Below are 19,861 nucleotides of genomic sequence, written 5' to 3' on the forward strand. Positions count from 1 at the left end.
GCTTGACCAACTGCAAACAGGAATGACATCTTCACCCAACGATCAGATGATCCACCTGCGCGCGATCAGGTCGGAACGCCGCGCGGCATCAGATCGGAATACATGCGCGCGATCGTCGGAATCCGCACACAGCCCGTGGCAGCAGGCGTGTGGCAACCATATGCCTGCACGCAGGCAAGCATCCAGAATGGTTTGCCCCTCGGCCACTTCAAGCGTGTCACCGGTCGTCTCGATTGTCAGCGTGTATGACATCAGATACCCATACCGTCGATACCGTTGAGACCCGGTGTCGTAAAGCGAAGCGCATCCTTGTGAACGATGCCATTATCCGCGATTGTCGCCTTGGAGTCCGGAGCAAAAGGCTCGCCGTTCCGGGTCCAGACCGCCTTGTTCCAGTCGATCTTTGCCCAGTCTGGATGACTTCGGAATGCTGCGGACAGCGGACCGGCCAGAAAGTCTCCAAACGGCATATCCGGCGCCAGCGGCCAAGCATAGGGCGAAGCGAACATCAAATGCCCATTCCACCCGGCATAAACAATGCGGACGCCGTGGAACTTTGCCTCGCTATCGGAAGGTTCAAACTCATAATCGCTGATCGCACGCACGCTCACTGGCTTCTCCCTCGACTCGTCAGCTATTGGTTTTGGCAAGGCCGCGCCACAGGTTGAAATTGGTCTCGTCTTCCGATCCTGAGAAGTGACCGTTATCCCTATCCGGATTGATCCGCCAGAAATTGAGCACCGCCGCCGCCGGGTCGAAACCCTCAGCTGTTGGATCGCAATCAGGTCCAAAGGCGTTGCCCTTGAACACCTCATGCCCGCCGATCAGCGACTGAATATATTTTTCCGGCTCATCATCAAAGATCTCGCGGCAATAGTCGGAGCAGAAATGATATTGCTCGTCCTTATAGTGACTGTGCCGCTGGGCCAGGGTCATCGGATCATCGGGTTCGGTAAAAAACATCGGAATCTGACACACCTGACACTGCATCGGCACACTGGTGGATTCAAACGGTGTGCCCTCCGCCTCCAGCTTCGCCCAATATTCAAAGCGCGGACGATAATAGCGATCGAACGTGTCGGGATATTTCGCGGACAGCCAGTCCATTTCCTCCGGCGTCGGCAACCAGGGCTGGAAATTGAGCGTTCCGCGCGCCTGATAGAATTGGCACCACGCCATATGCGACAGGTGGTCCCTTTCCTTGCGAATCTGGTCGACACAGGGCGGCATGACGATGCCGTAGCGCGCAAGGTCGCGGAACAGCGCACCGCAATTTTCCTCGAAATAGATTTCCCATGCCTCGGCCCAGCTCATCACCCGCTTGGGCAGCATATAATCCTGCATCATCGCGACAAGGGTGATCACGCGGACCCCGCGCCAGGTCCATTTGTTGAGCCATTTCTGGATGATCGGCACATTTGCCGGATCCTGTTCAAGAATAAACTTGATGACCTCGAGGCCCAGCGTCATGTGGCGGGCTTCATCTGACTGGGCCGAAAAGCCGAATGTCATCGCGCCCATATCGCCATTATAGGCCGCGCCCGAAATGAAGGGCACGAAAACCAGATTGGTCAGCACATATTCGAAGGCAAAGCCGATCGCGACCACGAATTCGAACGGGCCTCCGGTCGCCGCATCCTCGAAAAAGCTGCGCGCCACCTGCAGATAAGGCAGGTGATCATGGTAATGGCGGAACTCCGCCATGCCATTGTAATAGCGGTTGTAATTGCTGATAGCGTGGACCTGCGTCTGAGCATGGCGCAACTCGTCAAGAGACTGCATCATGCAGGCAACGCGCGGCGCCACACCGCGAAACTGGCGCGACACATGGGCAAAGCCGCGGTGCGACATATATTCCAGGGGTGCCAGCCCGGCGGCGAACAGTTTCACGGTATTGATGTAACGGGGGTCGCTGACCGTCAGATGACCATTGCTCTGTGCGAAAGCATCAAGGATTGCATAGAGCTTGCGCTCCTTTTCCGCCTGATACTTCCAGTAGGAATCCATCGTCAGCCGGAACGGATCCTCCCACGCATCCCAGTCATGGATCATAATCCCCTCGAACGTATCCATTGGAAAAATATCGTCGATCGATTGATAGCTGGGTTCCCAACCTAGCCCGCGCGTCATCAACGCATAACGCTCTTTGAGGCCAAGCTTCTTGCTCGAAACGGCAATGTCCATTTCTGATTTCCTTTCAGGCGCCTAGCGGCGCTCCCAACTGAGAGTCAGCGCATCATCGGTTTCATCGATATGGCCGGACAGGGTGATCATGTTGATGTGCAGTTCCTGCAGGTCAAAGGGACGGCCAACAAGCTCCTCTATGCTCGCGCGCCGGACGCGCAGGCTGCCCTTGGCATGAATGCGCACCATCGCAGGCTGCTCGTCCAACTTGGCATGAGGATTGTCGGCAAGGATCGCCTCGATCACTGGGCGTGTGTCATCATTCGCCTGCAACGCCAGAAACACGAAGGATTCTTCACCGCTCATTTCGGCATCACCTTGGTCAGACGTGCATCAAGGCTGTCGACCAGTTCCTGAAGCGTCTCGTCGGCCCCGTCTGCCAGAGCGCGCTCTGCCAAGGGCAGAAGTGCCGGTATGACGCGCGCCTTCCATTTCTCGGTCCAACCGCGGATCAACCGTGCATTGACTTCGCTTTCGGCGGCAGCGACTTTAACCTGCGCGTCTATCCATTTTGCGGACTCGATCGACCACTCGGTCTGAAACTGGGAAAGCATAGCGACCGCCGACCCGCCATTCGCTGCCATCACATCGTCGATGATCGTGCGATAGATCAACGGAAAAAGAAGTCCATCCAGTACCAGATTCTGTACCAGGAGGACTTCGAACCAGTCCTTCTCGACGAACAGATCCTCCACCACCCGGCGTAGCGGTTGCCACATCGGCGATTCCAGCCAGGCGGCCTTCGCTGCATCGAGACTTTCCGGGCCGGACAACAACAGTCCAGCGCGAGTTATGAACTGGGCAATGCCGAACTGATCCATCGCTGCATAGAGCGCGGGCTGCGTAATAGCTGTCCCATACCCATAGGCCGCGGCGAAATCATTGTTCATGCTGGCGCCCCAGGCCACATGACGCAGCGGCAGCAGCAATTCCAGCGCCAGCGCGGTCATTTCAGCAGGCATTAGCTGTATAAGACCGCGGCTTTCGACGAAACCGAAGGCATTTTCGGCCGCGTCCTGTTGTCGCGCACGGGCGGTCACGTAGCTTCCGTAATAATACTGCCGAGGATCCTTGAACGCATACCAGTCCGCCATGGCAATGGCGGTGCGCCGCTCGTCAAAATAGCTGTGCTCGGGATCCCATAGCGGACGGTAATGCTGCTGCGCCATGGGCTGGAGATCGAGTGTACCCTCCTGATAGCGCGAAGCCGACTTTCCATCACCGATCCGCCGGCAAATATGCCCGAAAGCCTGCCGCATCGGCTTTATCGACACGGTACGAAGGTCCAACTGCATAAGATCTATCCCTTCTGACCTAAGCGCACTTGGCTGAGTCTCACGGTATGACCAGTATGCATGGACGGGTGCTCCGCCACGTCGATGACTGAATTGATACGGCAGAATTCTTCGAAAGCGGATTGAGGCAATACCAGCTCGGCGAAAAGCTCCGGCTCACCTATCGCGAAGTCGAACTCTACCATTCCATTTTCGCGCCGCCGGGTTACCCGGAAATACTTCGCCGCCAGCAGCTCGACTGCATCCCATTCTTGCAGCGTCATTTGATCACTCCTCTCCCGCTGAAGCCAAGATGAAATCCGGCATCGGCATCCTTGTTCTCTCACCCAACCGATCAGCGGTTACGTTCTCGCTTAAATGATAAGCAAACTTCGTGCCAAAGTGGGTGAGAAGGAGTCCGCGCGTTTTGCCTCGGCGCACCAACCCAAATTTGTGCAAACCTTCGTTGAGATGACAAAATTGTCCTGCAGATCATCGATCGTTCTGCATGTCTGACCCAATCGATCAATGTCAGGGGCAGGGGCCGCCCGCGCTCGAATGGGGGCGATCCGCTGCATCACCCCCTTTGTATCTCCGCTCTCTGGATAAATCTCTCGCAATGCGGCGCCAGCCTAAAGGGCTAACCATCATTACGACCGCTGTAGCCAATATCGTTCTATAGACCATCCAGCCGAACTACACCGCCAAAGCGTGAAGACATCAATGTCGGAAAGGGAAATTATTATGATAACGCGATGGTCGAAACGTTCTTCAAGGATTTGAAATCCGAGATGATCTAGCGCACGATCTTTCTACACCCGTGCCCAAGATGAAGTAATTACATAGGGTGATCGCGGGGTCGGTAACACCGGCGCGGATGCGATGTGTTGGAAGGTTGGTTGCCCCCCGATAAGATGAAATACGGGCTCACGATTGTGACCGGGCCCAGCATCAGATGGAGGACAACCGTGGAGCAGTTTTATCGGCCTTAGAGCCCATCCGAGAAAGGGTTGAGTGACCGGGATTGCTGTGATTCCAGAGGGTTGCGACACCTGATCTGGAGCTACCATGTGGACCCCGGCCACCCGGCGGCAGCATAGCCGCAAGAATCTGCGATATGAAACGGATTTGACGGATGAGGAGTGGGCAATCATCGCGCCGTATTTGCCCGGCTCGCCGATGCGAGGCCGGCCGCATAAATGGAGCATGCGCGAGATTGTGAACGCGATCTTCTATGTCCTGCGCGGCGGCGTCGCCTGGAGTCTTCTACCGCGCGAGTTTCCGCCACGGAGCACGGTTTTCCACTGGTTCTCGGTATTTCGTGACACCTGCCTGTTCGAACAAATCAACCATGCGCTTGTCATCGCCGACAGGGAGCGCGTCGGTCGCGAAGCCTGTCCGTCCGCGGCGATCATCGACAGTCAAAGCGTGAAGACGACCGAGAGCGGCGGACCACGGGGCTATGACGCCGGCAAGAAGATCAAGGGTCGCAAGCGCCACGCCCTGGTCGATACCGATGGACGCGGCCTGTTGCTCGAACCTCACCTTGCCGACGTGCAGGACCGCGATGCCGCCGGACCGGTGCTGCAGGCGTCGCGACCCTTCTTTCCCTTCATCGAGAAACTCTTCGCCGACAGCGCCTATGATCATGAGCGCGTCCGCACCGCCACCAGCATCACCGTCGAAATCGTGCGGAAAATCGCCAATCAGGTCGGCTTCGTCGTCCTCCCACGACGCTGGGTGGTCGAGCGCTTCTTCGCCTGGATCAATCGCAACCGACGCCTCGCCAAAGACGTCGAAGCCACCATCAACTCCGCCAGAGCCTTCCTCTATGCCGCCTCCATCATGCTGCTCGTCCGGCGCCTCGGACGAGCAGCATGAATTCTCGGATGGACTCTTAATGTGTCTTTGAAAGATACTTTTATCTCTGCGCGCGAAGGTGGCCAACGAATCTGGTGGGGCAAATGCCCGTCAGATCCCAGATTGAGCTGAGGTTGTTCGCAAGCGCGCTCCTGATGCGGACGCGTCGTTTTGCCGCGCTTCACTCCCAGCGAATGTGTCAACTACTTCACCGCTGCCGGATATGAGCCAGAATGATCGGATTCTGCTCTAGTGCTAAACTACGTTAGTCCGCCCAGTTCGAAAGAACATCTGCCAGCTGAGCCAGTGCCGCTCCGTTTTAATGGGGCAAGTCCATCAAAGATTGGTCTCCCAACAAAGCCGTATTGGCCATCTATGCTCGTAGCCGATACCGACCAACCGGACGGTCAAGGGTGACGATCACCACCACCCGAGGCGACATACTTCGTCGAGATCGGCAGCCGTATCGATATCGAGGGCAAGGCCGGGACGATCGCGGACGATTGCCGCACCTTGGGATGCGGCGAGATGCCGGGCGAAGCTTCCTGTGCCGAACGCAAAGGCAAACGGCCGGGCATCGCGCAGGGCGATCGCGTTCGTGCCCTGGCCATGCCGGTCGGGCGCGATGGCAACGCCTTGCACCTCGGCACGGGCGAGGAGCAAACGGACGTCGCCGGCGGTCAACAGAGGCAGGTCGCCGCTAATGACCAGCAGGGGCACACCGCCGAGCTTCGTCCGCACCCGGTTCAACTCGGCGTTCAGCCCCGCTCCATGATCCGGCTCCCATGGCAAGCCAACCCACGGGACCGGTGACAACACCCACGCTGGAACGCGGGCCTCTTCCAATGTAGCGAGGACCCGCGCTACCATGCGGTCACTGAGCGTTTGGCGCTCATGCGAGGACAGACGGGGAGCAAGACGCGACTTTCTCTGTGCGCGCAGTTTCAGCGGAACGATCGCGGTCCAAATCATCGCGATGCGATCGACCTCGCCAGCATCAGCGCCATCTCTGCGACGCGGACCTTGTCTTGTTCATCGCGCATCATCGTGTCCGTATGCGCGAGTTCGACACTCTCCGGGGCGTCGTCGCCGCTATGGATGACCAAGCCATCGATCAGGCCGTGATAGTGAGCGGCAATGCTAGCATTGCTCACCTCCTGACCCAGCTCGCGCATGAGTTTTGCGGTCGGCCCCTTGACCGCCGCGCCACCGATGATTGGCGAGACCGCCACGACCGGCGCGTGCGCTTCGCCCAATGCCGCGCGAAGGGCGGGCACCGCCAGCAGCGGATCGATGCTCAGGAACGGATTGGACGGGGCGATCAGGATAGCATCGGCCGCATGGATTGCCTCGATCACACCGGACGCCGGACGCGCGGTCCCCGCCCCCTCGAACCGGACTGACTGCACCGCAGGCTCGCTGCGGCGCTCGACAAAATAGCGCTGGAAGGCGAGCGGGCCTTCCCCGGTCTCGACGACAGTCGCCACCGGATCGTCGCTCATTGGCAAAATTGCCGCGCCTATCCCCCAGGCCCGCGCAAAATCCGCTATGATCGCCGACAATGGCTCGCCCGCCGCACACCGCGCCGTCCGCAGTACATGTAGCGCAAGGTCGCCGTCGCCGAGCGCGAACCAGTCTTCGCCGCCGAGCGAGCGCAGCGCCGCCAGGAAGCTCCATGTCTCGCCCTCGCGGCCCCAGCCCTGCGCGGCATTGGCCTTGCCGGCCAGGGTGTAGAGCAATGTGTCGATATCGGGGGATATGGCGAGGCCGAGATGGGTGAAGTCGTCGCCGGTATTGACGATCGCCGTCACCTCGCCGGGTGGCAAGGCGTGGATCAGGCCAAGCACCAGCTTGGCACCGCCGACGCCGCCGGTCAGCACCACTACGCTCACTGGAACAGATCCTCGGCGAGCGGACGGACGAGCGCCGTTGCGGGCGCCTCGGGCGCTTGCGTCGCTAGAACCCCGCGCACGATCACGGCGGGTATGCTCTCCGCACCCTCGCCCGTCGCGAGGCCGGCGGCGCTCGCGATCATGTCGGCGAGCGCGACCTGGGTAACTTCCAGCCTTCGCCCGTCGCGATCCAGTTCGCCGCGCCGGTCGATCAGCGCGGGCAGTCCGCTCGCCCCGATCGCCACATTGACGACGCCGTAGCGCCAGGGACGGCCAAAGCTGTCCGAGATGAGAACACCCGGCACCTGCGGCCAGAGCGCCGCGAGCGCCCCGCGCAGCCGCTCCGCCGAGGCATCGGCGTCGAGGGGCAACAGCAGGACAGCATCGTCGCGTCCCGGCCCCAGATTGGATCGATCGATCCCCGCATTGGCCATCACGAGCCCCGAGCGGTGGCGCGTGATCAGCACATTGGGAGCGGCGCGAACCACAGCGACGCTCTCCGCCAGCACCAGCTCGACCAGGCGGGCATCCTTGCGGGTAATCTCCGCCAGCTCCAGCGCCCGCGCGCGGGGCGTTACGTCTGCCAGATCGACAAAGCGCCCCTCCGCCTTCGAGACGATCTTCTGTGTGACAACCAGGATGTCGGCCACGCCCGGGACAATCCCGGCCGCCCGCGTCGTCGCCGCAAGGACGCCGGCAAGATCGGCGCCCGGCTCGATCTCACCGACGCCGTCCAAGGGGAATATCTGGATCATAGTGCGGGGATGGCCCTCAATCTGTCGGATCGATCAGCGTGCCGGTGATCCGGATCCCCGCGCCGTCGACCTGATAGGCTTTGTTGAGGAAGATGAGGACCGAGGTCAGCGCCTCGGCAGCAGCGGCATTGACGAGCGCGCCGCCGTGCAGCCCGCGCAGGCCCATCTGTAGCGCCAGACCGATCACCTCGGCGCGCGCGGCCTTGTCGTCGCCGAACACCAGCACGTCGCAATCGACATCCTCGTCGGTGATGAGCGTGTGCGCAGCGACATTGTGAAAGGCGGAAACCAGCGTCACACCCGCGCCCAGCAGCGCCTGCGCGCGCACGGCGGCGCTGCCCTCGGCCGGAAGCTGGACGCGCATCACCCTGGGCGGCACCAGCGGCACGGTGGTGTCGACGACGATCTTGCTCGCGACATGCGGCGCGATCCCGGCCAGCGTCGCTCCTTGCGCCGCGAACGGCACGGTGACGATGATGATGTCGCAGGCGGCGGCCGCGTCGGCATTGGCAGCTCCCGTCAGCCCGAACCCCAGCTCGGCCGCCGCCTTCCCGGCGCTCTCCGACGAACGCGAACCGATGACGACGCGGCGCCCCGCCTTCGCCAGCCGCCGCGCGATCGCGGCGCCGAGATTGCCGGTGCCGCCGACAACGGCAACACTCTTGGGATCGGTCATTCTATTCTCCTGCAAGGATCAGTGTATCGGTCTGGGTGGTCGTGTAGAGGGTCGTGCGCTGGCGGGCGTGGCGTCCGGCCAGCGCAGCCAGCGACGCCATCCGCGCGGGATCGCAGAGCTGCCCGTTCTGTCCTCCCGCCGCCCGCGTGATCGATTCGTCCATCAGCGTGCCGCCCAGATCGTTGGCGCCAGCCCGGAGCGCCGCGACCGCGCCGTCGCCCCCGAGCTTGACCCAGCTCGCCTGGATGTTGGGGATCAGCGGGTTGAGTACCAGCCGCGCGACCGCGTGCATCAACAGTGTTTCACGCGCGCTGGGGCCGGAGCGAGACCCGCCCTTGCGCCAGATCGGCGCCTCCATGTGGACGAAAGGCAGCGGCACGAACTCGGTGAAGCCGCCCGTCTCCTCCTGCAGATCGCGGACGAGCAGCAGGTGGCGCGCCCAATGCTCGTAGCGGTCGACATGGCCGAACATGATGGTCGCGGTCGTGCGCAGGCCGACGCGGTGGGCGGTGCGCATCACCTCCAGCCACTCATTGGTATTGACCTTGTCCGGACAGATAAGCGCCCGAACCTCGTCGTCGAGGATCTCGGCGGCGGTGCCGGGCAGGGTGGAGAGTCCGGCCTGCTTCAGCCGCGTCAGATAATTCTCCAGTGGCAGGCCGAGCGTCATGGCGCCATGCGTCACCTCCAACGGCGAGAAGGCGTGGATGTGGATCGAGGGGGCGGCTTCCCGCACGGCGCGGAGCACGTCGAGATAGGTATTGCCGTCATAATCGGGGTGAATGCCACCCTGCAGGCACACCTCGGTCGCGCTGCGCTCGACCGCCTCGGCCGCACGCCGTCCCACCTCCGCCAAGTCCAGGCGATAGGCCGGTCCGCGCTCAGCTCTGGTGCTGCCCTTGGAGAAGGCGCAGAAGCCGCATTTATAGAGGCAGATATTGGTGTAGTTGATGTTGCGGTTGACGACGAACGTCACCGCCTCGCCTGCGACCTCACGCCGCAGCGCGTCAGCAGCATCGGCGACCAGTGCGACATCCGGCCCGTCGGCCTCGAACAGCCGCACGATGTCGCTGGGGGCGAGGCGATCGCCTGCCGTCGCGCGGTCCAGGATAGCGCGCAGGCTATCGGAGCGGACGGTTGTACCCGAGACGCGCTCCACTGGCATCGGCTCGCCCGTCCCGGGATGCCAGTCATCGACGACCGGCAGCCCGCGCGCATCGACCGAACGGCGCACTACCCTCGCCAGCGCCGGATCGAGCCAGCGATCGGGGTCGCGGGCGAAGGCGGGGCCGATCGCCAGCCGCTCACGTAGCACCCGCCCGGCGGCGGCGGTCGCCGCCTCCAGCGCATCGAGATGCGGCCACGGCGCCTCGGGGTTCACATGGTCGGGGGTCACCGGGGAGACCCCGCCCCAGTCGTTCACGCCCGCGCGCAACAGCGCCGCCAGCTCCTCGGGCCGGTGGAGGTTGGGCGGCGCCTGGATGGTCATCTGCGGCCCCAGGATCAGCCGGGCAACCGCGATCGTCCAGAGATGCTCCTCCAGCGACGGCTCGGGATGACTGGCCATGCGCGTGCCGGGCTTGGCGCGAAAGTTCTGGATAATGACTTCCTGGATGTGTCCGTACTCGCGATGCAGGTCGCGGATCGCGACCAATGCCTCGATCCGCTCGACGCGCGTCTCGCCGATCCCGATCAGCAGTCCGGTGGTGAACGGCACGCCAGCCCTGCCCGCCGCTGCGATTGCCGTCAGCCGCGCTGTCGGCAGCTTGTCGGGCGAGCCGTGGTGCGGGCCGCCTTTGGCTGATAACCGATCCGATGCCGTCTCGAGCATCAGCCCCATCGAGGCCGACACCGGACGCAGCGCGACGTAGTCGGCATCATCCATCAGCCCGGGGTTGAGATGCGGCAGCAACCCGGTTTCCCCCAGCACGGCCTGGGCCATCTCTCGCAGATAGGACAGGGTGCTCGGGTGGCCCAGGCGAGCCAGCGCCTTACGCGCCGCGTCGTAGCGATCCTCCGGACGATCCCCCAGCGTGAACAGCGCTTCCCGGCATCCCGCCGCCACCCCCGCGCGTGCAATCGCCAGCACCTCGCCGCGCGATAGATAGGCCGGGCCGATCTTCTTCGGCGTGCTCGCAAAGGTGCAGTAATGGCATACATCCCGGCAAAGTTGTGTCAGCGGAATGAACACCTTGCGCGAATAAGTGACGACGCCGCTCGTTGCCGCCAACGTCATTTCCTCGGCTTGGGCAATCAAGCGCGGCAGAGCCAGATTACCCAATGACTTGGACAATGAATCGAATGCGTGGACGTCTTCGTTCTCGCCGACATGAGCGTGCATCGACGGCACCATGCAGACGTTTTCCGAGACATGCTGTGGGTCGAAAGTGAGCGGCTCAAACGGTATGTCGGTGGACATCGAAAGGCGCTCCAGAATTGTTTGAACCGTTTACGACCTTTGGTCGGCAAGTATCGCCCACCCTATGGTCGAACATCGGGCACCAATGGAAAGAATTCACTTGCCAATGAAACGACGCTTCTCGCCGAATTCCTCCAGACGCGCCGACCTGAAAAACAGTATTTGTGATCGAAAGCCTACTCATATAGCCACTTGAGCAGGGCAGGATGCCAGCACGCCCAGCCCCGTCGCTCCTGGCGCCTCCAAGAAATGCGCTCATCAATACCTGATGAACATTCGCGGCCTGGGCAGGATGACTAAATGACCGCATTTCGGTCGTCTCGCAAGTCCTTTGCCAAATGGGGGGTTGGTAAGAGTGTTCGTTGACGAATCGCATTCCGCGCACTTTCACCATTAATCCCGATCCATCATTCCGGTCGCTCCGTGCGACAGGGCAATCCAGTCAGCTCGCCGCCTTCAGGTGGGCAACGACATAGCGACATAAATCTTCCAACTGATCGGGTGAGTCGATAAATTGGTCTGGCTTGAACAGGAAGGTGGTCGAGCCATGCTCAACCTGCTCGGATACGGCCCTGAGAGCCTGATCAATGTCGGCCGGGCCTGTTGGCGATCTGAAGTCTCCGTGAATAAACCCTATAAAATCAAGCGTTTTTGGGTCTCTCTCCGCGTCGATCATCGCATTGTTGATCTGCGCCATATCGTCATGTGAAAGCATGCTAAGCGGTGCGAAAGCATTACCATATTTCACAATGCGGCGCAGCGCTGCGGGGTGCAATTTGTCGCCTGCGACCCAAATCTCGGGCCCGTCAGGACGCCAGGGCTTCGGCTCGAAATATATCTCATCGAAGCTGTAATGCTCCCCTGAATGGGAGGTAGAACCTTCCGCCCACAGCTTGTGCCAGATCTCGAGATGTTCATCGAGCATTTTTCCGCGCTTGTTGAAAGGAACGCCCAGTGCACGATATTCTTCTTCCTGCCAGCCAACGGTGGGCGTAACCGCGAAGCGGCCCTGCGAAAACAGGTCGAGCGTCGCGAGTTGTTTGGCCATGGACAGGGGGTGATGGAGCGGTGGGATTACTGCGAAAGCCATCACTTTGATGCGAGTCGTAATTGCTGCCATCGCTGCTAGCAGCATCAGTGAACTGGGATGCGGAGTCAGCGGGCTTTGGTTTCCTGGCATATGGAATTCACGGGGGTTGAGTTTATGCCCCTTGGACCCGCATGACGGACCCATGACGATATGCTCGCTCAACGCGACATAATTGATGCCCGCATCTTCCGCGGTCTTTGCGGCACTGACAATTTGAGGAATATCCCGACCGGAATAGATTTCCCAGTTCTCGTCCATCAGCAATATCGTTTTCAGAGCCATTCAGAATACTCCTCTTTATTATCTTTTCCGTTCAGCTCGGGCAGGTGAGCAGGACAATTTTTAGTCAGATCATATAGTCTTGGATCGCGTTTCGCTAAGGAAACATATTCGCGAAACGGGATCCTCAACAAGCCAATCAGTGAAATTTAAATCCGAAGGTCACACCATAAGTAGCCGGACGACCTGCAAGCCGCGCCGAAGAATCGTTTGATGGAATGACGGCGGTCCAGTAATATTTGTCGAAGATGTTCTTGCCCCAGACCATCACTTTCCACTGGCCGTCGGCGGCCTCATACCCCAGTCGCGCATCGACCGTAGCATAACCGTCAATTGTATAAGGATGAGGCCCAACGCCGGGTGCGATCCGAAACCGATTGCCGGGCATTACAGGCAGGGTGGCGCTGCTACCACCGATAGCCGCATCCTGACCGGATTTTGCGTTGACAGTGAACCCGACAAACGGAGCCCCGCCATTGCCCAGTTCGTGCCGGTAATCGACATTGACCGAACCGGACCATTTTGGCGTGTAGGGTAGGACGTTGCCGCTAAGGTCCTCGGTATTGACGCCCGCCGGATCGAAGTTAGGGTTATCCACCCCGCCAAAAATGTCGAAGCTTACGAAATCCAGGACCTTGCTGTTGAGATAGGTCACCGCACCGTTGATCGTCAGACCATCGACTGGACGAACAGTGACATCGCCCTCGACGCCCCAGATGCGTGACCTGGGTACGTTGGCCAGCGTATCAAGTGTCCCAAACACAAGATCATAAATCTTGCCGCGGACCTGCTTGTTACGATAATCCATATAGAAGCCGGCCGCGTTTACCTGAACCTTGCGGTCGAATAAAGTCGCCTTTACGCCCGCTTCATAGTTGGTCACCCGTTCCTGGGTGACAGGCAGGCCGGAAACATAAGATGCGGCGGCCAGGGTAGGAAAACTGCCTGCCTTGTAGCCGCGCGAAACATTCGCATAGAGCAGGATATCGTCGGTCGCCCGGTAATCTATCCCGAACCGCCAGGACAGATTGTCCTCCTTCAACGTCGCGTCGAGCGGGATACCGGGAATACCCAGATTGAGAAAGCCGTTGGCGGTGACCGGGCTGTTGATGGTCAATCCCTTGGGCAAGGTCGCAACATTGGCCGGATCACCATTCAGCGTATAGCTGTCGCCCGGTCCGATAGGGGCAAAGCTGTTACCACCCAAAAACGGTCCGCCCAGGAAATTGAATAGTTTATTCACATTCCCGTTGACCAATGTATAGGCTGCATTGACCGCATGGATCGTTGAATTGGTATAGCGCCCAGCTGCCTTCAGAGTCAGGCTGTCGGTTACATTATACTCGACACTGGTAAAAAATGCATAGTTCTCAATGCCTTGCGATAAAATGTCTCCGCTGGCGTTAATATAGCCTTTGGCCGCTGAGAATTGCGGATTGGCGAAATATCGAAGTAGCTGATTTTCTAGTGTCTTGCTGTTTTCGTAATTCGCCCCGACCACCCAACGCAATCGGTTGGTTGGATCATTGGCCAGTCGCAATTCCTGATTGAATGACTTGATCCTGCCGGTGCTTGACTGAAGGTCGAAACCAACAATCGCCATACCGTCGCCGTCGGTCGCCTGATTCTGCTTGTAGTCTGCGTAGGAGGACAACGACGTCAGCGCGATGCCGCCTCCCAGCTTCACATCCGCGCGCAGTGCCGCCTGCCAGAATTTGCGATCGCTGAACGGATCGAAACTCGTCGTGCTGGCCAATGCCGGATCGGACGAACCCAGCACGCCGTCTGGTGGGGCAAATGGGGCGCCGGACGGTGCGGAGGGTGAAGTATTGGGATCCAGCGCCCGCCTGGTCCAGTCAGCAACCCGCGCGGTGTAGCTGGTCGGGAATGGGTATGTAATTTCAGCCGATGCGCCGCCACCAAAGGGAGGCGAATAACTGTTGCGCAGTGGGTCATTGAGGGCGGGTGCATTCAACGCCTTGCTGCCGCCTTGTCCGTCCTGCTCATGCACCGCGATCAATTGCTGGGCTTGCGGCTGCGACGTGTCACGCCAGCCATTAACGTTGAACGAAAGATCGATCGTATCAGTTGGTTTGAAATCTAGCGTCAGGCGTCCTGCGATATAGGATTGTCCGCCGTTTGTATCGTCGCGCGTATAGCTCTTCTGCCAGTCGTCGGAGTTAAGGCCGGTCATAGCCAGGCGGACGCCAGCATTCTCCGAAATCGGGCCGCTGATAAACGCATTCCCGTCAATCTGGTTGAACCGCCCATAGCTGATATCGCCGCCCGCCTGCCACGTTTCGGTTGGCTTGGCGGCGATATAGTTGATCGCGCCGCCGGTGGAGTTCTGACCGAACAAGGTGCCTTGCGGCCCCTTCAACACCTCCACCCGCTCCAGATCGAACGCGGCATGGCTGGCCATTACCGGGAAGGGGAGCGGGATCTGATCGACATAGACGCTGACCGCCGGATAAACACCAAGCGAGCTTTCGTTGAAGCCGACGCCGCGCAGGGTGAAGATCGGAGTATTGTTGGTGGAAGGGGTATAAACAAGGCCCGGCGCGATCGAACCGATATCTTCGAGCGATGTCACTCTGCGCTCGGTGAGCACGCTTCCCGAAACAGCAGTCACTGACAAGCCAACCTTATTTATATTCTCCGTGCGCTTATTGGCTGTGACGACAATCTCATCCCCGTCGTCAGTCTCCGTTTGCGCCCAAGCCGGCGCGCAAGATATAGCTATTACCGTGCTTGCTACGGCGGCGAGCAAAATTGAACTGTTTCTCATTGATACCCCTCTCCTATTTTTATCTGATGCCCATTATCTCTCTGAAGCGAACATACGCTTTCGGTCGATCACCCCAGGGCACCTTGGTACGAATTCTTCCGATATGACTATTTCTGGGATCTAAGGCTTAGCTCCCCCGTTCAAGTTGCCCCAATTCGCAGGGAAGCAACATTTGTGCCAAAGCTGAGATGGCTGATTTCCAGCCTCGCTATCCAAGCCCAGTGCGCAAATTTGGTTGTTCCCGATTATAGTTCGACAAAATTGTCACCGCGGGAATCTCTCGTCGTGATTTTGGCGCAATTTCCTAACCACTCGACAGCTTTTCGTGATCCGTCGCGCGTGCCGCGCCATGTGCTTTGCCAAGTTATTTGACCAATACCGAATGACGGTGTTGGAGGCGGTCCCTCGATGTGGAGCGGCCTCGTAAGTGGCCGATCCGGTGGATTGTCGAGGCAATATCTGCGTCCGGATGGCCTGCCATGGCGAATGTTGCTGCCATGCTTTCTGCCAGTATGGATGGTTCGGGCGCTGGTTGTAGCTGCGGCGCGACAATAGCTTGTGACTACGATTAATCACACCCTACTCATGGTATCGCGCGAAGCCTCCCCAGAGCGGTGTAATTGATAGCCAAAACATCAAAATACGGAAAGTGGCTGCCTTCCCGGTTATGACGCAGGGAAGACGATCAAGGGCCGCAAGCGCCAATAGATCACACGGCATATAGGGACATCTTGTGCACGCCGTGATCCACACCGCCGACATCCAGGATCGCGATGGCGCGCCGCAGGTGTTGCCAATTATTCAACAGATGCATCGCTCGATCATGAAATCACGCCGGATAGTTTTGAATCAGGTGGGATGATTGGAGCTCAGCCACAAATCGTCGAGGTGGCCGCATTTCGCAAGATGGTGTGATGTAGTGCGTGTTGAACGGACACAAAACCGGGTTCCGCTGAAGCAAGGCACCAGCGCTCGCAACAGCATGAGCAGTTACGAACCCGTTTCACGCATAAGCCGACATAGCGATCGTTTCCAAGGAGGCGATGGGCGAGATGGCCCTCGCGCACGAAACTTTTGACCGCTACTCGTTGAGGTCCGGATCCTCAGGACAAACCTAAGGTCGCGAACGCCTTGAGCCATCCCGCTCCTGACTACATCATGCGACGGTCTCGCCCCGCCTGTGGAAGCCGTGGGCACGAGTTAGTAGCCAACCTCCAGGCCCCTTCTTACAACTCTTGCGCTCATCACACTCCTAACCCAATGGTGGCGGGGTTTAACCGCCTGACTCGATGCCTTCGATCAGGTGGTGGAGCGTGATCAGTGCCGCCGCCCATGACAGCAGACCGTTCTAAGGGCTGCTCGATCCGAAGAAGTACGGCGTCGCAAGTCTGGGCCGACACCTGTCTCTCGTTCTCGCGAGCGGCACTGAAACATCCTACGCGATCAACGCCACAGGTTTAGAAGCGTCCAATCGGCGACGCCGCCACCGCGGGGTTCGGTCACGTAAGCACATCGAAGAAGCTTTGCCGCATATGATTGTCATGGGTGAAGCCTAGGTGGCCAAGATCGCTGGTGTCCCATACGAGAGTCGGCGTATCGGGATAGTGGACATAGCCTTCGGCGAAGACCTCGTTGCGGTTTCCGGAAGGATCAAAGAAGTAGATCGTGGCACCGCGCGTGACGCCATGGCGGTTGGGTGGCACTTCGACCGGAATGCGGTATTTCCCGATAAGATCCGCCGCCTTGTATAGATCGCCCACCGATTCCAAAAGAAATGATACATGATGGAATTTGTTGGGGTCGGCCTGGAGCTGGAATGCGATATCGTGCGGCTTCGTCGAGCAGGTGAGGAATACGGCCAGTGACATTTCGCTCTCGGCGTCGACGATCTTTTCGCTAAGGTCGAAGTCGAACACCTCGCAGAACAGGCGGGCGCATTCGTCGATATTGGGTCCGCCAAGCAGGACATGGTCCAGCCGGTTGACGCGATAGCCGCGCACCACTCCTTCGTAAGGAATGGCGCCCGGGTTTCGATATCCCAGCGTGTTGCCGGTCAGTTCCTTCTCGGCATAGAGCTGGATCGTGTGGCCGCTGGGTGCCGTGAACTGGAGGCGCCGCCCACTCTTCGGGTACACATCTGCGGCAATATGCATGACCGGCAGACCGAAGGCCTCGATCCTGGGCAGAAGCTGCGACAGCGTCGCATCATCGTAGACGCGGAACGCTACATAATCGACGCCCGGCGAATCGGCCTCGCGAAGAATGAAGCTGTGGTGCTCATGATCGTCCCATGGTTTATAATAGACGAGGCCCTTTTCGTCTTCCATGACCTCGTGGAGGCCCATTCTTGCGCCATAATGTTCGCGCGCAGCTGCCATGTCCATCACGCGTATCTGGACCTCGCCCAGTCTCAAAACACCTCTCATGGACATCGTCCCAAATCCTCTCTCAGTCTTGTTCAGGCAGCTTCGACGGAGCGCTCGCGCGCCATGGTAAGCGCGGTATCTTCGATCATGTCTTCCTGGCCGCCGATCATCTTGAGCCGGCCAAGCTCTACCAATATGTCCCGCGCCGGCACGCCGTAGCGCTTCGCCGCGCGCTTGGCGTGCAGCAGGAAAGTCGAATAGACCCCGACGAAGCCGATCGTCAGCGAATCCCTGTCGACCCGAATGGGTCGGTCCAGCATCGGCACCACGACGTCCTCGGCGGCATCCATCAGCTTGAACAGGTCGCACCCGGTATCGATGCCCATGCGCTCGCACACGGCGGCGAGCACTTCCAGCGGCGTGTTGCCCGCACCGGCGCCCATGCCGGCGAGGGAGGCGTCGATCCGGCTCGCGCCCGCCTCGATCGCGACAATCGAATTGGCGACGCCCATGCCCAGATTATGGTGACCGTGAAAGCCGACTTCGGTCTCGGGCTTGAGCGACTGGCGCAGCGCGTCCACCTGCGCGCGCACATCCTCGGGCAGCATCGTGCCGGCGGAGTCGGTAATATACACCGTCTGCGCGCCATAGGATTCCATGAGTTTCGCCTGAGCGACGATGCCTTCCACCGAATTGAGATGCGCCATCATCAGGAAGCCGGTCGTGTCCATGCCCAGCTTGCGCGCGAATGCGATGTGCTGCGGCGTGGTGTCGGCCTCGGTGCAGTGCGTGGCGACATGGACGCTGCGCGCGCCGCAATCATAAGCCGACTGGAGGTCCTGCATCGTGCCCATGCCGGGGATCAGCAGCACCGACACCTTGGCACGGCTCAGTTCCGGCACGACGGCGCTCAGATATTCCTCGTTTGTATGCAGCGAGAAACCGTGCTGCAGCGAATTTCCGCCGACCCCGGCGCCATGCGTGACTTGCAGCAGCGGAACGCCCGCGCCATCGAGCGCGCGGGCGACGGCGACCATCTGATCGACGGAAATCTGTTCCCGCTTGGCGTGCATGCCGTCTCGAAGCGACATGTCGTGCAACAGGACCTTGCGTCCTTCCAGATGCGATTTCATCGTGCCAACTCCTTTGCCCGGGTCAGTTCGGCGGCTGCGATCATGGGTTCTGCGAAAAATTCGGCCGTGCGCACGGCCGACGCGGTCATGATGTCCAGGTTGCCGGCATATTTGGGCAGATAATCGCCCAGCCCTTCGATCTCGACGAAGATCGATACCTTGTTCCCGTCAAACACCGGGCCGTTCACCAGCCGGTAGCCGGGCACATAGTGCTTCACCTCGGCCACCATGGCGTGAACGGAGTCGTAAATGGCCGTTTCGTCGGGGGCGCTTTGCGTCAGGCAATAGATCGTATCACGCATCATCAACGGCGGTTCAGCCGGGTTGACGATTACCAGCGCCTTGCCGCGCGTGGCGCCGCCCACGGCGGACACCGCACCCGATGTCGTGTAGGTGAACTCGTCGAGGTTTGCGCGCGTACCCGGCCCGATCGATTTGGACGCCGCAGTCGCAACGATTTCCGCATAATCTACCGGCTGCACCCGCGACACCGCATGCACCATCGGGATAGTGGCCTGACCGGCGCAGGAGATCATGTTCACATTGGTCGCGCCTGACGCCGCAATCGCCGCAAGATTGACCGGGGGGCAGCAATAGGGTCCGATGGCGGCAGGCGTGAGATCGATCATCAGCACGCCCAGAGCTGTCAGCTTTGCCGAATTTTCCGCATGGACATAGGCCGATGTCGCATCGAAGGCGATCTTGATGTCGTCGGCCTCCACATGCGGCAACAGCCCGTCCACACCCTCGGCCGTGGTCTTGAGGCCCAGGTCGCGGGCGCGTGCCAGGCCGTCCGACGTCGGATCGATCCCGACCAGCCAGACCGGCTCCAGTACGGCGCTGCGCTGCAGTTTGTAGATGAGGTCGGTGCCGATATTGCCCGACCCGATGATTGCGCAGCGAATGCGGCTCATGACCCTTTACTCCCTTCTATTTTCAATTCGCCCAAATGTCCGGGCGCCTTTTCGCCGACCGTCGTGCCGCCGATCCCGTAATGCTCTGGCGTGAGTTCGTGGATAATGACGCGCACGGCGCTCGCCGGCGCTATCATCGTTGTGGAGACCGCTTCGGTGACAGCGGCCACCATGGCGCGCTTTTGTGCGACGGTGCGTCCTTCCATGATATGAACCTCGACAATCGGCATG

The 19,861-nt window shown here is 59.9% G+C and carries 18 protein-coding genes and 1 pseudogene; 2 read left to right on the top strand and 17 right to left on the bottom strand.

The features are described from left to right. Nucleotides 1-42 precede the first annotated feature (42 nt). From WP12_RS25990 to WP12_RS20015, 6 genes are read right to left on the bottom strand one after another with little or no spacing between them, the layout of a single operon-like run. Nucleotides 43-252 carry a 2Fe-2S iron-sulfur cluster-binding protein gene (locus WP12_RS25990; protein WP_046195447.1) on the bottom strand — a complete coding sequence of 70 codons (210 nt, stop codon included), beginning with the start codon at nt 250-252 and terminating at the stop codon, nt 43-45. Next, nucleotides 252-611: a phenol hydroxylase subunit P4 gene (locus tag WP12_RS19995; RefSeq protein ID WP_046195448.1), complete on the bottom strand. Its 360-nt coding sequence runs from the start codon at nt 609-611 to the stop codon at nt 252-254. The genes WP12_RS25990 and WP12_RS19995 overlap by 1 nt, the downstream gene beginning before the upstream one ends. 19 nt (nt 612-630) lie before the next feature. Beyond that, nucleotides 631-2,184 (bottom strand): YHS domain-containing protein, encoded by a 1,554-nt coding sequence (locus WP12_RS20000; protein ID WP_046195449.1) that lies wholly within the window; start codon nt 2,182-2,184, stop codon nt 631-633. Between the two features lie 21 nt (nt 2,185-2,205). Further along, nucleotides 2,206-2,490: an MmoB/DmpM family protein gene (locus tag WP12_RS20005; protein WP_046195450.1), complete on the bottom strand. Its 285-nt coding sequence runs from the start codon at nt 2,488-2,490 to the stop codon at nt 2,206-2,208. Further along, a complete protein-coding gene (locus tag WP12_RS20010) occupies nt 2,487-3,479 on the bottom strand; it encodes an aromatic/alkene monooxygenase hydroxylase subunit beta (protein WP_046195451.1) in 993 nt (330 codons plus the stop codon). Before WP12_RS20010 ends, WP12_RS20005 begins: the two co-directional genes overlap by 4 nt. A gap of 5 nt (nt 3,480-3,484) precedes the next feature. Further along, on the bottom strand, nt 3,485-3,742 hold the full coding sequence (locus tag WP12_RS20015) for a phenol hydroxylase subunit (RefSeq protein WP_046195452.1): 258 nt from the start codon (nt 3,740-3,742) through the stop codon (nt 3,485-3,487). A gap of 784 nt (nt 3,743-4,526) precedes the next feature. Between WP12_RS20015 and WP12_RS20020 the strand changes: the two genes are divergently transcribed. After that, entirely contained in the window at nt 4,527-5,339 is an 813-nt protein-coding gene (locus WP12_RS20020; RefSeq protein ID WP_046195453.1) for an IS5 family transposase, read from the top strand. Between the two features lie 399 nt (nt 5,340-5,738). On the opposite strand, the gene cofC is transcribed toward WP12_RS20020, so the two are convergent. From cofC to WP12_RS20055, 7 genes are all read right to left on the bottom strand, one after another. Next, nucleotides 5,739-6,290: a 2-phospho-L-lactate guanylyltransferase gene (cofC, locus tag WP12_RS20025; RefSeq protein WP_046195454.1), complete on the bottom strand. Its 552-nt coding sequence runs from the start codon at nt 6,288-6,290 to the stop codon at nt 5,739-5,741. Next, nucleotides 6,287-7,210 (bottom strand): 2-phospho-L-lactate transferase, encoded by a 924-nt coding sequence (gene cofD / locus WP12_RS20030; protein WP_046195455.1) that lies wholly within the window; start codon nt 7,208-7,210, stop codon nt 6,287-6,289. The genes cofC and cofD overlap by 4 nt, the downstream gene beginning before the upstream one ends. Beyond that, nucleotides 7,207-7,965, bottom strand: a complete 759-nt coding sequence (gene cofE, locus WP12_RS20035) for a coenzyme F420-0:L-glutamate ligase (protein ID WP_046195456.1) — start codon at nt 7,963-7,965, stop codon at nt 7,207-7,209. Before cofE ends, cofD begins: the two co-directional genes overlap by 4 nt. A 16-nt stretch (nt 7,966-7,981) precedes the next feature. Further along, nucleotides 7,982-8,641, bottom strand: a complete 660-nt coding sequence (gene npdG / locus WP12_RS20040; protein WP_046195457.1) for an NADPH-dependent F420 reductase — start codon at nt 8,639-8,641, stop codon at nt 7,982-7,984. Between the two features lies 1 nt (nt 8,642). Next, the gene (gene cofH, locus WP12_RS20045) at nt 8,643-10,994 is read right to left on the bottom strand and encodes a 5-amino-6-(D-ribitylamino)uracil--L-tyrosine 4-hydroxyphenyl transferase CofH (RefSeq protein WP_046195461.1); all 2,352 of its coding nucleotides are present in this window, start codon (nt 10,992-10,994) and stop codon (nt 8,643-8,645) included. Between the two features lie 508 nt (nt 10,995-11,502). Continuing rightward, complete coding sequence (locus tag WP12_RS20050) at nt 11,503-12,432, bottom strand: TIGR03619 family F420-dependent LLM class oxidoreductase (protein WP_046195458.1); 930 nt, start codon at nt 12,430-12,432, stop codon at nt 11,503-11,505. 136 nt (nt 12,433-12,568) lie between these two features. Continuing rightward, a complete protein-coding gene (locus tag WP12_RS20055; protein WP_046195459.1) occupies nt 12,569-15,217 on the bottom strand; it encodes a TonB-dependent receptor in 2,649 nt (882 codons plus the stop codon). A 410-nt stretch (nt 15,218-15,627) separates the two neighbouring features. Here WP12_RS20055 and WP12_RS25995 point away from each other — a divergent pair. Further along, nucleotides 15,628-16,010 (top strand): annotated as a pseudogene (locus tag WP12_RS25995) (transposase); the annotation flags it as partial. A gap of 706 nt (nt 16,011-16,716) precedes the next feature. Here the strand turns inward: WP12_RS25995 and WP12_RS20060 are convergent. Genes WP12_RS20060 through WP12_RS20075 form a run of 4 tightly spaced genes read right to left on the bottom strand, consistent with a single transcriptional unit; the run spans nt 16,717 to nt 19,860 of the window. Further along, nucleotides 16,717-17,649 (bottom strand): catechol 2,3-dioxygenase, encoded by a 933-nt coding sequence (locus tag WP12_RS20060; protein WP_046195460.1) that lies wholly within the window; start codon nt 17,647-17,649, stop codon nt 16,717-16,719. Nucleotides 17,650-17,675: 26 nt separating this feature from the next. Beyond that, nucleotides 17,676-18,716 (bottom strand): 4-hydroxy-2-oxovalerate aldolase, encoded by a 1,041-nt coding sequence (dmpG, locus tag WP12_RS20065; protein WP_044663307.1) that lies wholly within the window; start codon nt 18,714-18,716, stop codon nt 17,676-17,678. Next, nucleotides 18,713-19,630: an acetaldehyde dehydrogenase (acetylating) gene (locus tag WP12_RS20070; RefSeq protein WP_044663306.1), complete on the bottom strand. Its 918-nt coding sequence runs from the start codon at nt 19,628-19,630 to the stop codon at nt 18,713-18,715. Before WP12_RS20070 ends, dmpG begins: the two co-directional genes overlap by 4 nt. Further along, entirely contained in the window at nt 19,627-19,860 is a 234-nt protein-coding gene (locus tag WP12_RS20075; RefSeq protein ID WP_044663305.1) for a 2-hydroxymuconate tautomerase, read from the bottom strand. The genes WP12_RS20070 and WP12_RS20075 overlap by 4 nt, the downstream gene beginning before the upstream one ends. Nucleotide 19,861 lies beyond the last annotated feature (1 nt).

It is taken from the genome of Sphingomonas sp. SRS2, from assembly GCF_000971055.1.
Taxonomy (GTDB): Bacteria; Pseudomonadota; Alphaproteobacteria; order Sphingomonadales; family Sphingomonadaceae; genus Rhizorhabdus.

What these genes read in the sequence shown, in the direction of transcription:
- WP12_RS20070 (WP_044663306.1), bottom strand. Translation starts at nt 19,630, where the DNA reads ATGAGCCGCATTCGCTGCGCAATCATCGGGTCGGGCAATATCGGCACC.
- WP12_RS25990 (WP_046195447.1), bottom strand. Translation starts at nt 252, where the DNA reads ATGTCATACACGCTGACAATCGAGACGACCGGTGACACGCTTGAAGTG.
- WP12_RS20005 (WP_046195450.1), bottom strand. Translation starts at nt 2,490, where the DNA reads ATGAGCGGTGAAGAATCCTTCGTGTTTCTGGCGTTGCAGGCGAATGAT.
- WP12_RS20010 (WP_046195451.1), bottom strand. Translation starts at nt 3,479, where the DNA reads ATGCAGTTGGACCTTCGTACCGTGTCGATAAAGCCGATGCGGCAGGCT.
- WP12_RS20050 (WP_046195458.1), bottom strand. Translation starts at nt 12,432, where the DNA reads ATGGCTCTGAAAACGATATTGCTGATGGACGAGAACTGGGAAATCTAT.
- cofH (WP_046195461.1), bottom strand. Translation starts at nt 10,994, where the DNA reads ATGGTGCCGTCGATGCACGCTCATGTCGGCGAGAACGAAGACGTCCAC.
- npdG (WP_046195457.1), bottom strand. Translation starts at nt 8,641, where the DNA reads ATGACCGATCCCAAGAGTGTTGCCGTTGTCGGCGGCACCGGCAATCTC.
- WP12_RS20075 (WP_044663305.1), bottom strand. Translation starts at nt 19,860, where the DNA reads ATGCCGATTGTCGAGGTTCATATCATGGAAGGACGCACCGTCGCACAA.
- WP12_RS20060 (WP_046195460.1), bottom strand. Translation starts at nt 17,649, where the DNA reads ATGTCCATGAGAGGTGTTTTGAGACTGGGCGAGGTCCAGATACGCGTG.
- cofE (WP_046195456.1), bottom strand. Translation starts at nt 7,965, where the DNA reads ATGATCCAGATATTCCCCTTGGACGGCGTCGGTGAGATCGAGCCGGGC.
- cofC (WP_046195454.1), bottom strand. Translation starts at nt 6,290, where the DNA reads ATGATTTGGACCGCGATCGTTCCGCTGAAACTGCGCGCACAGAGAAAG.
- dmpG (WP_044663307.1), bottom strand. Translation starts at nt 18,716, where the DNA reads ATGAAATCGCATCTGGAAGGACGCAAGGTCCTGTTGCACGACATGTCG.
- WP12_RS20000 (WP_046195449.1), bottom strand. Translation starts at nt 2,184, where the DNA reads ATGGACATTGCCGTTTCGAGCAAGAAGCTTGGCCTCAAAGAGCGTTAT.
- WP12_RS20055 (WP_046195459.1), bottom strand. Translation starts at nt 15,217, where the DNA reads ATGAGAAACAGTTCAATTTTGCTCGCCGCCGTAGCAAGCACGGTAATA.
- WP12_RS20015 (WP_046195452.1), bottom strand. Translation starts at nt 3,742, where the DNA reads ATGACGCTGCAAGAATGGGATGCAGTCGAGCTGCTGGCGGCGAAGTAT.
- WP12_RS20020 (WP_046195453.1), top strand. Translation starts at nt 4,527, where the DNA reads ATGTGGACCCCGGCCACCCGGCGGCAGCATAGCCGCAAGAATCTGCGA.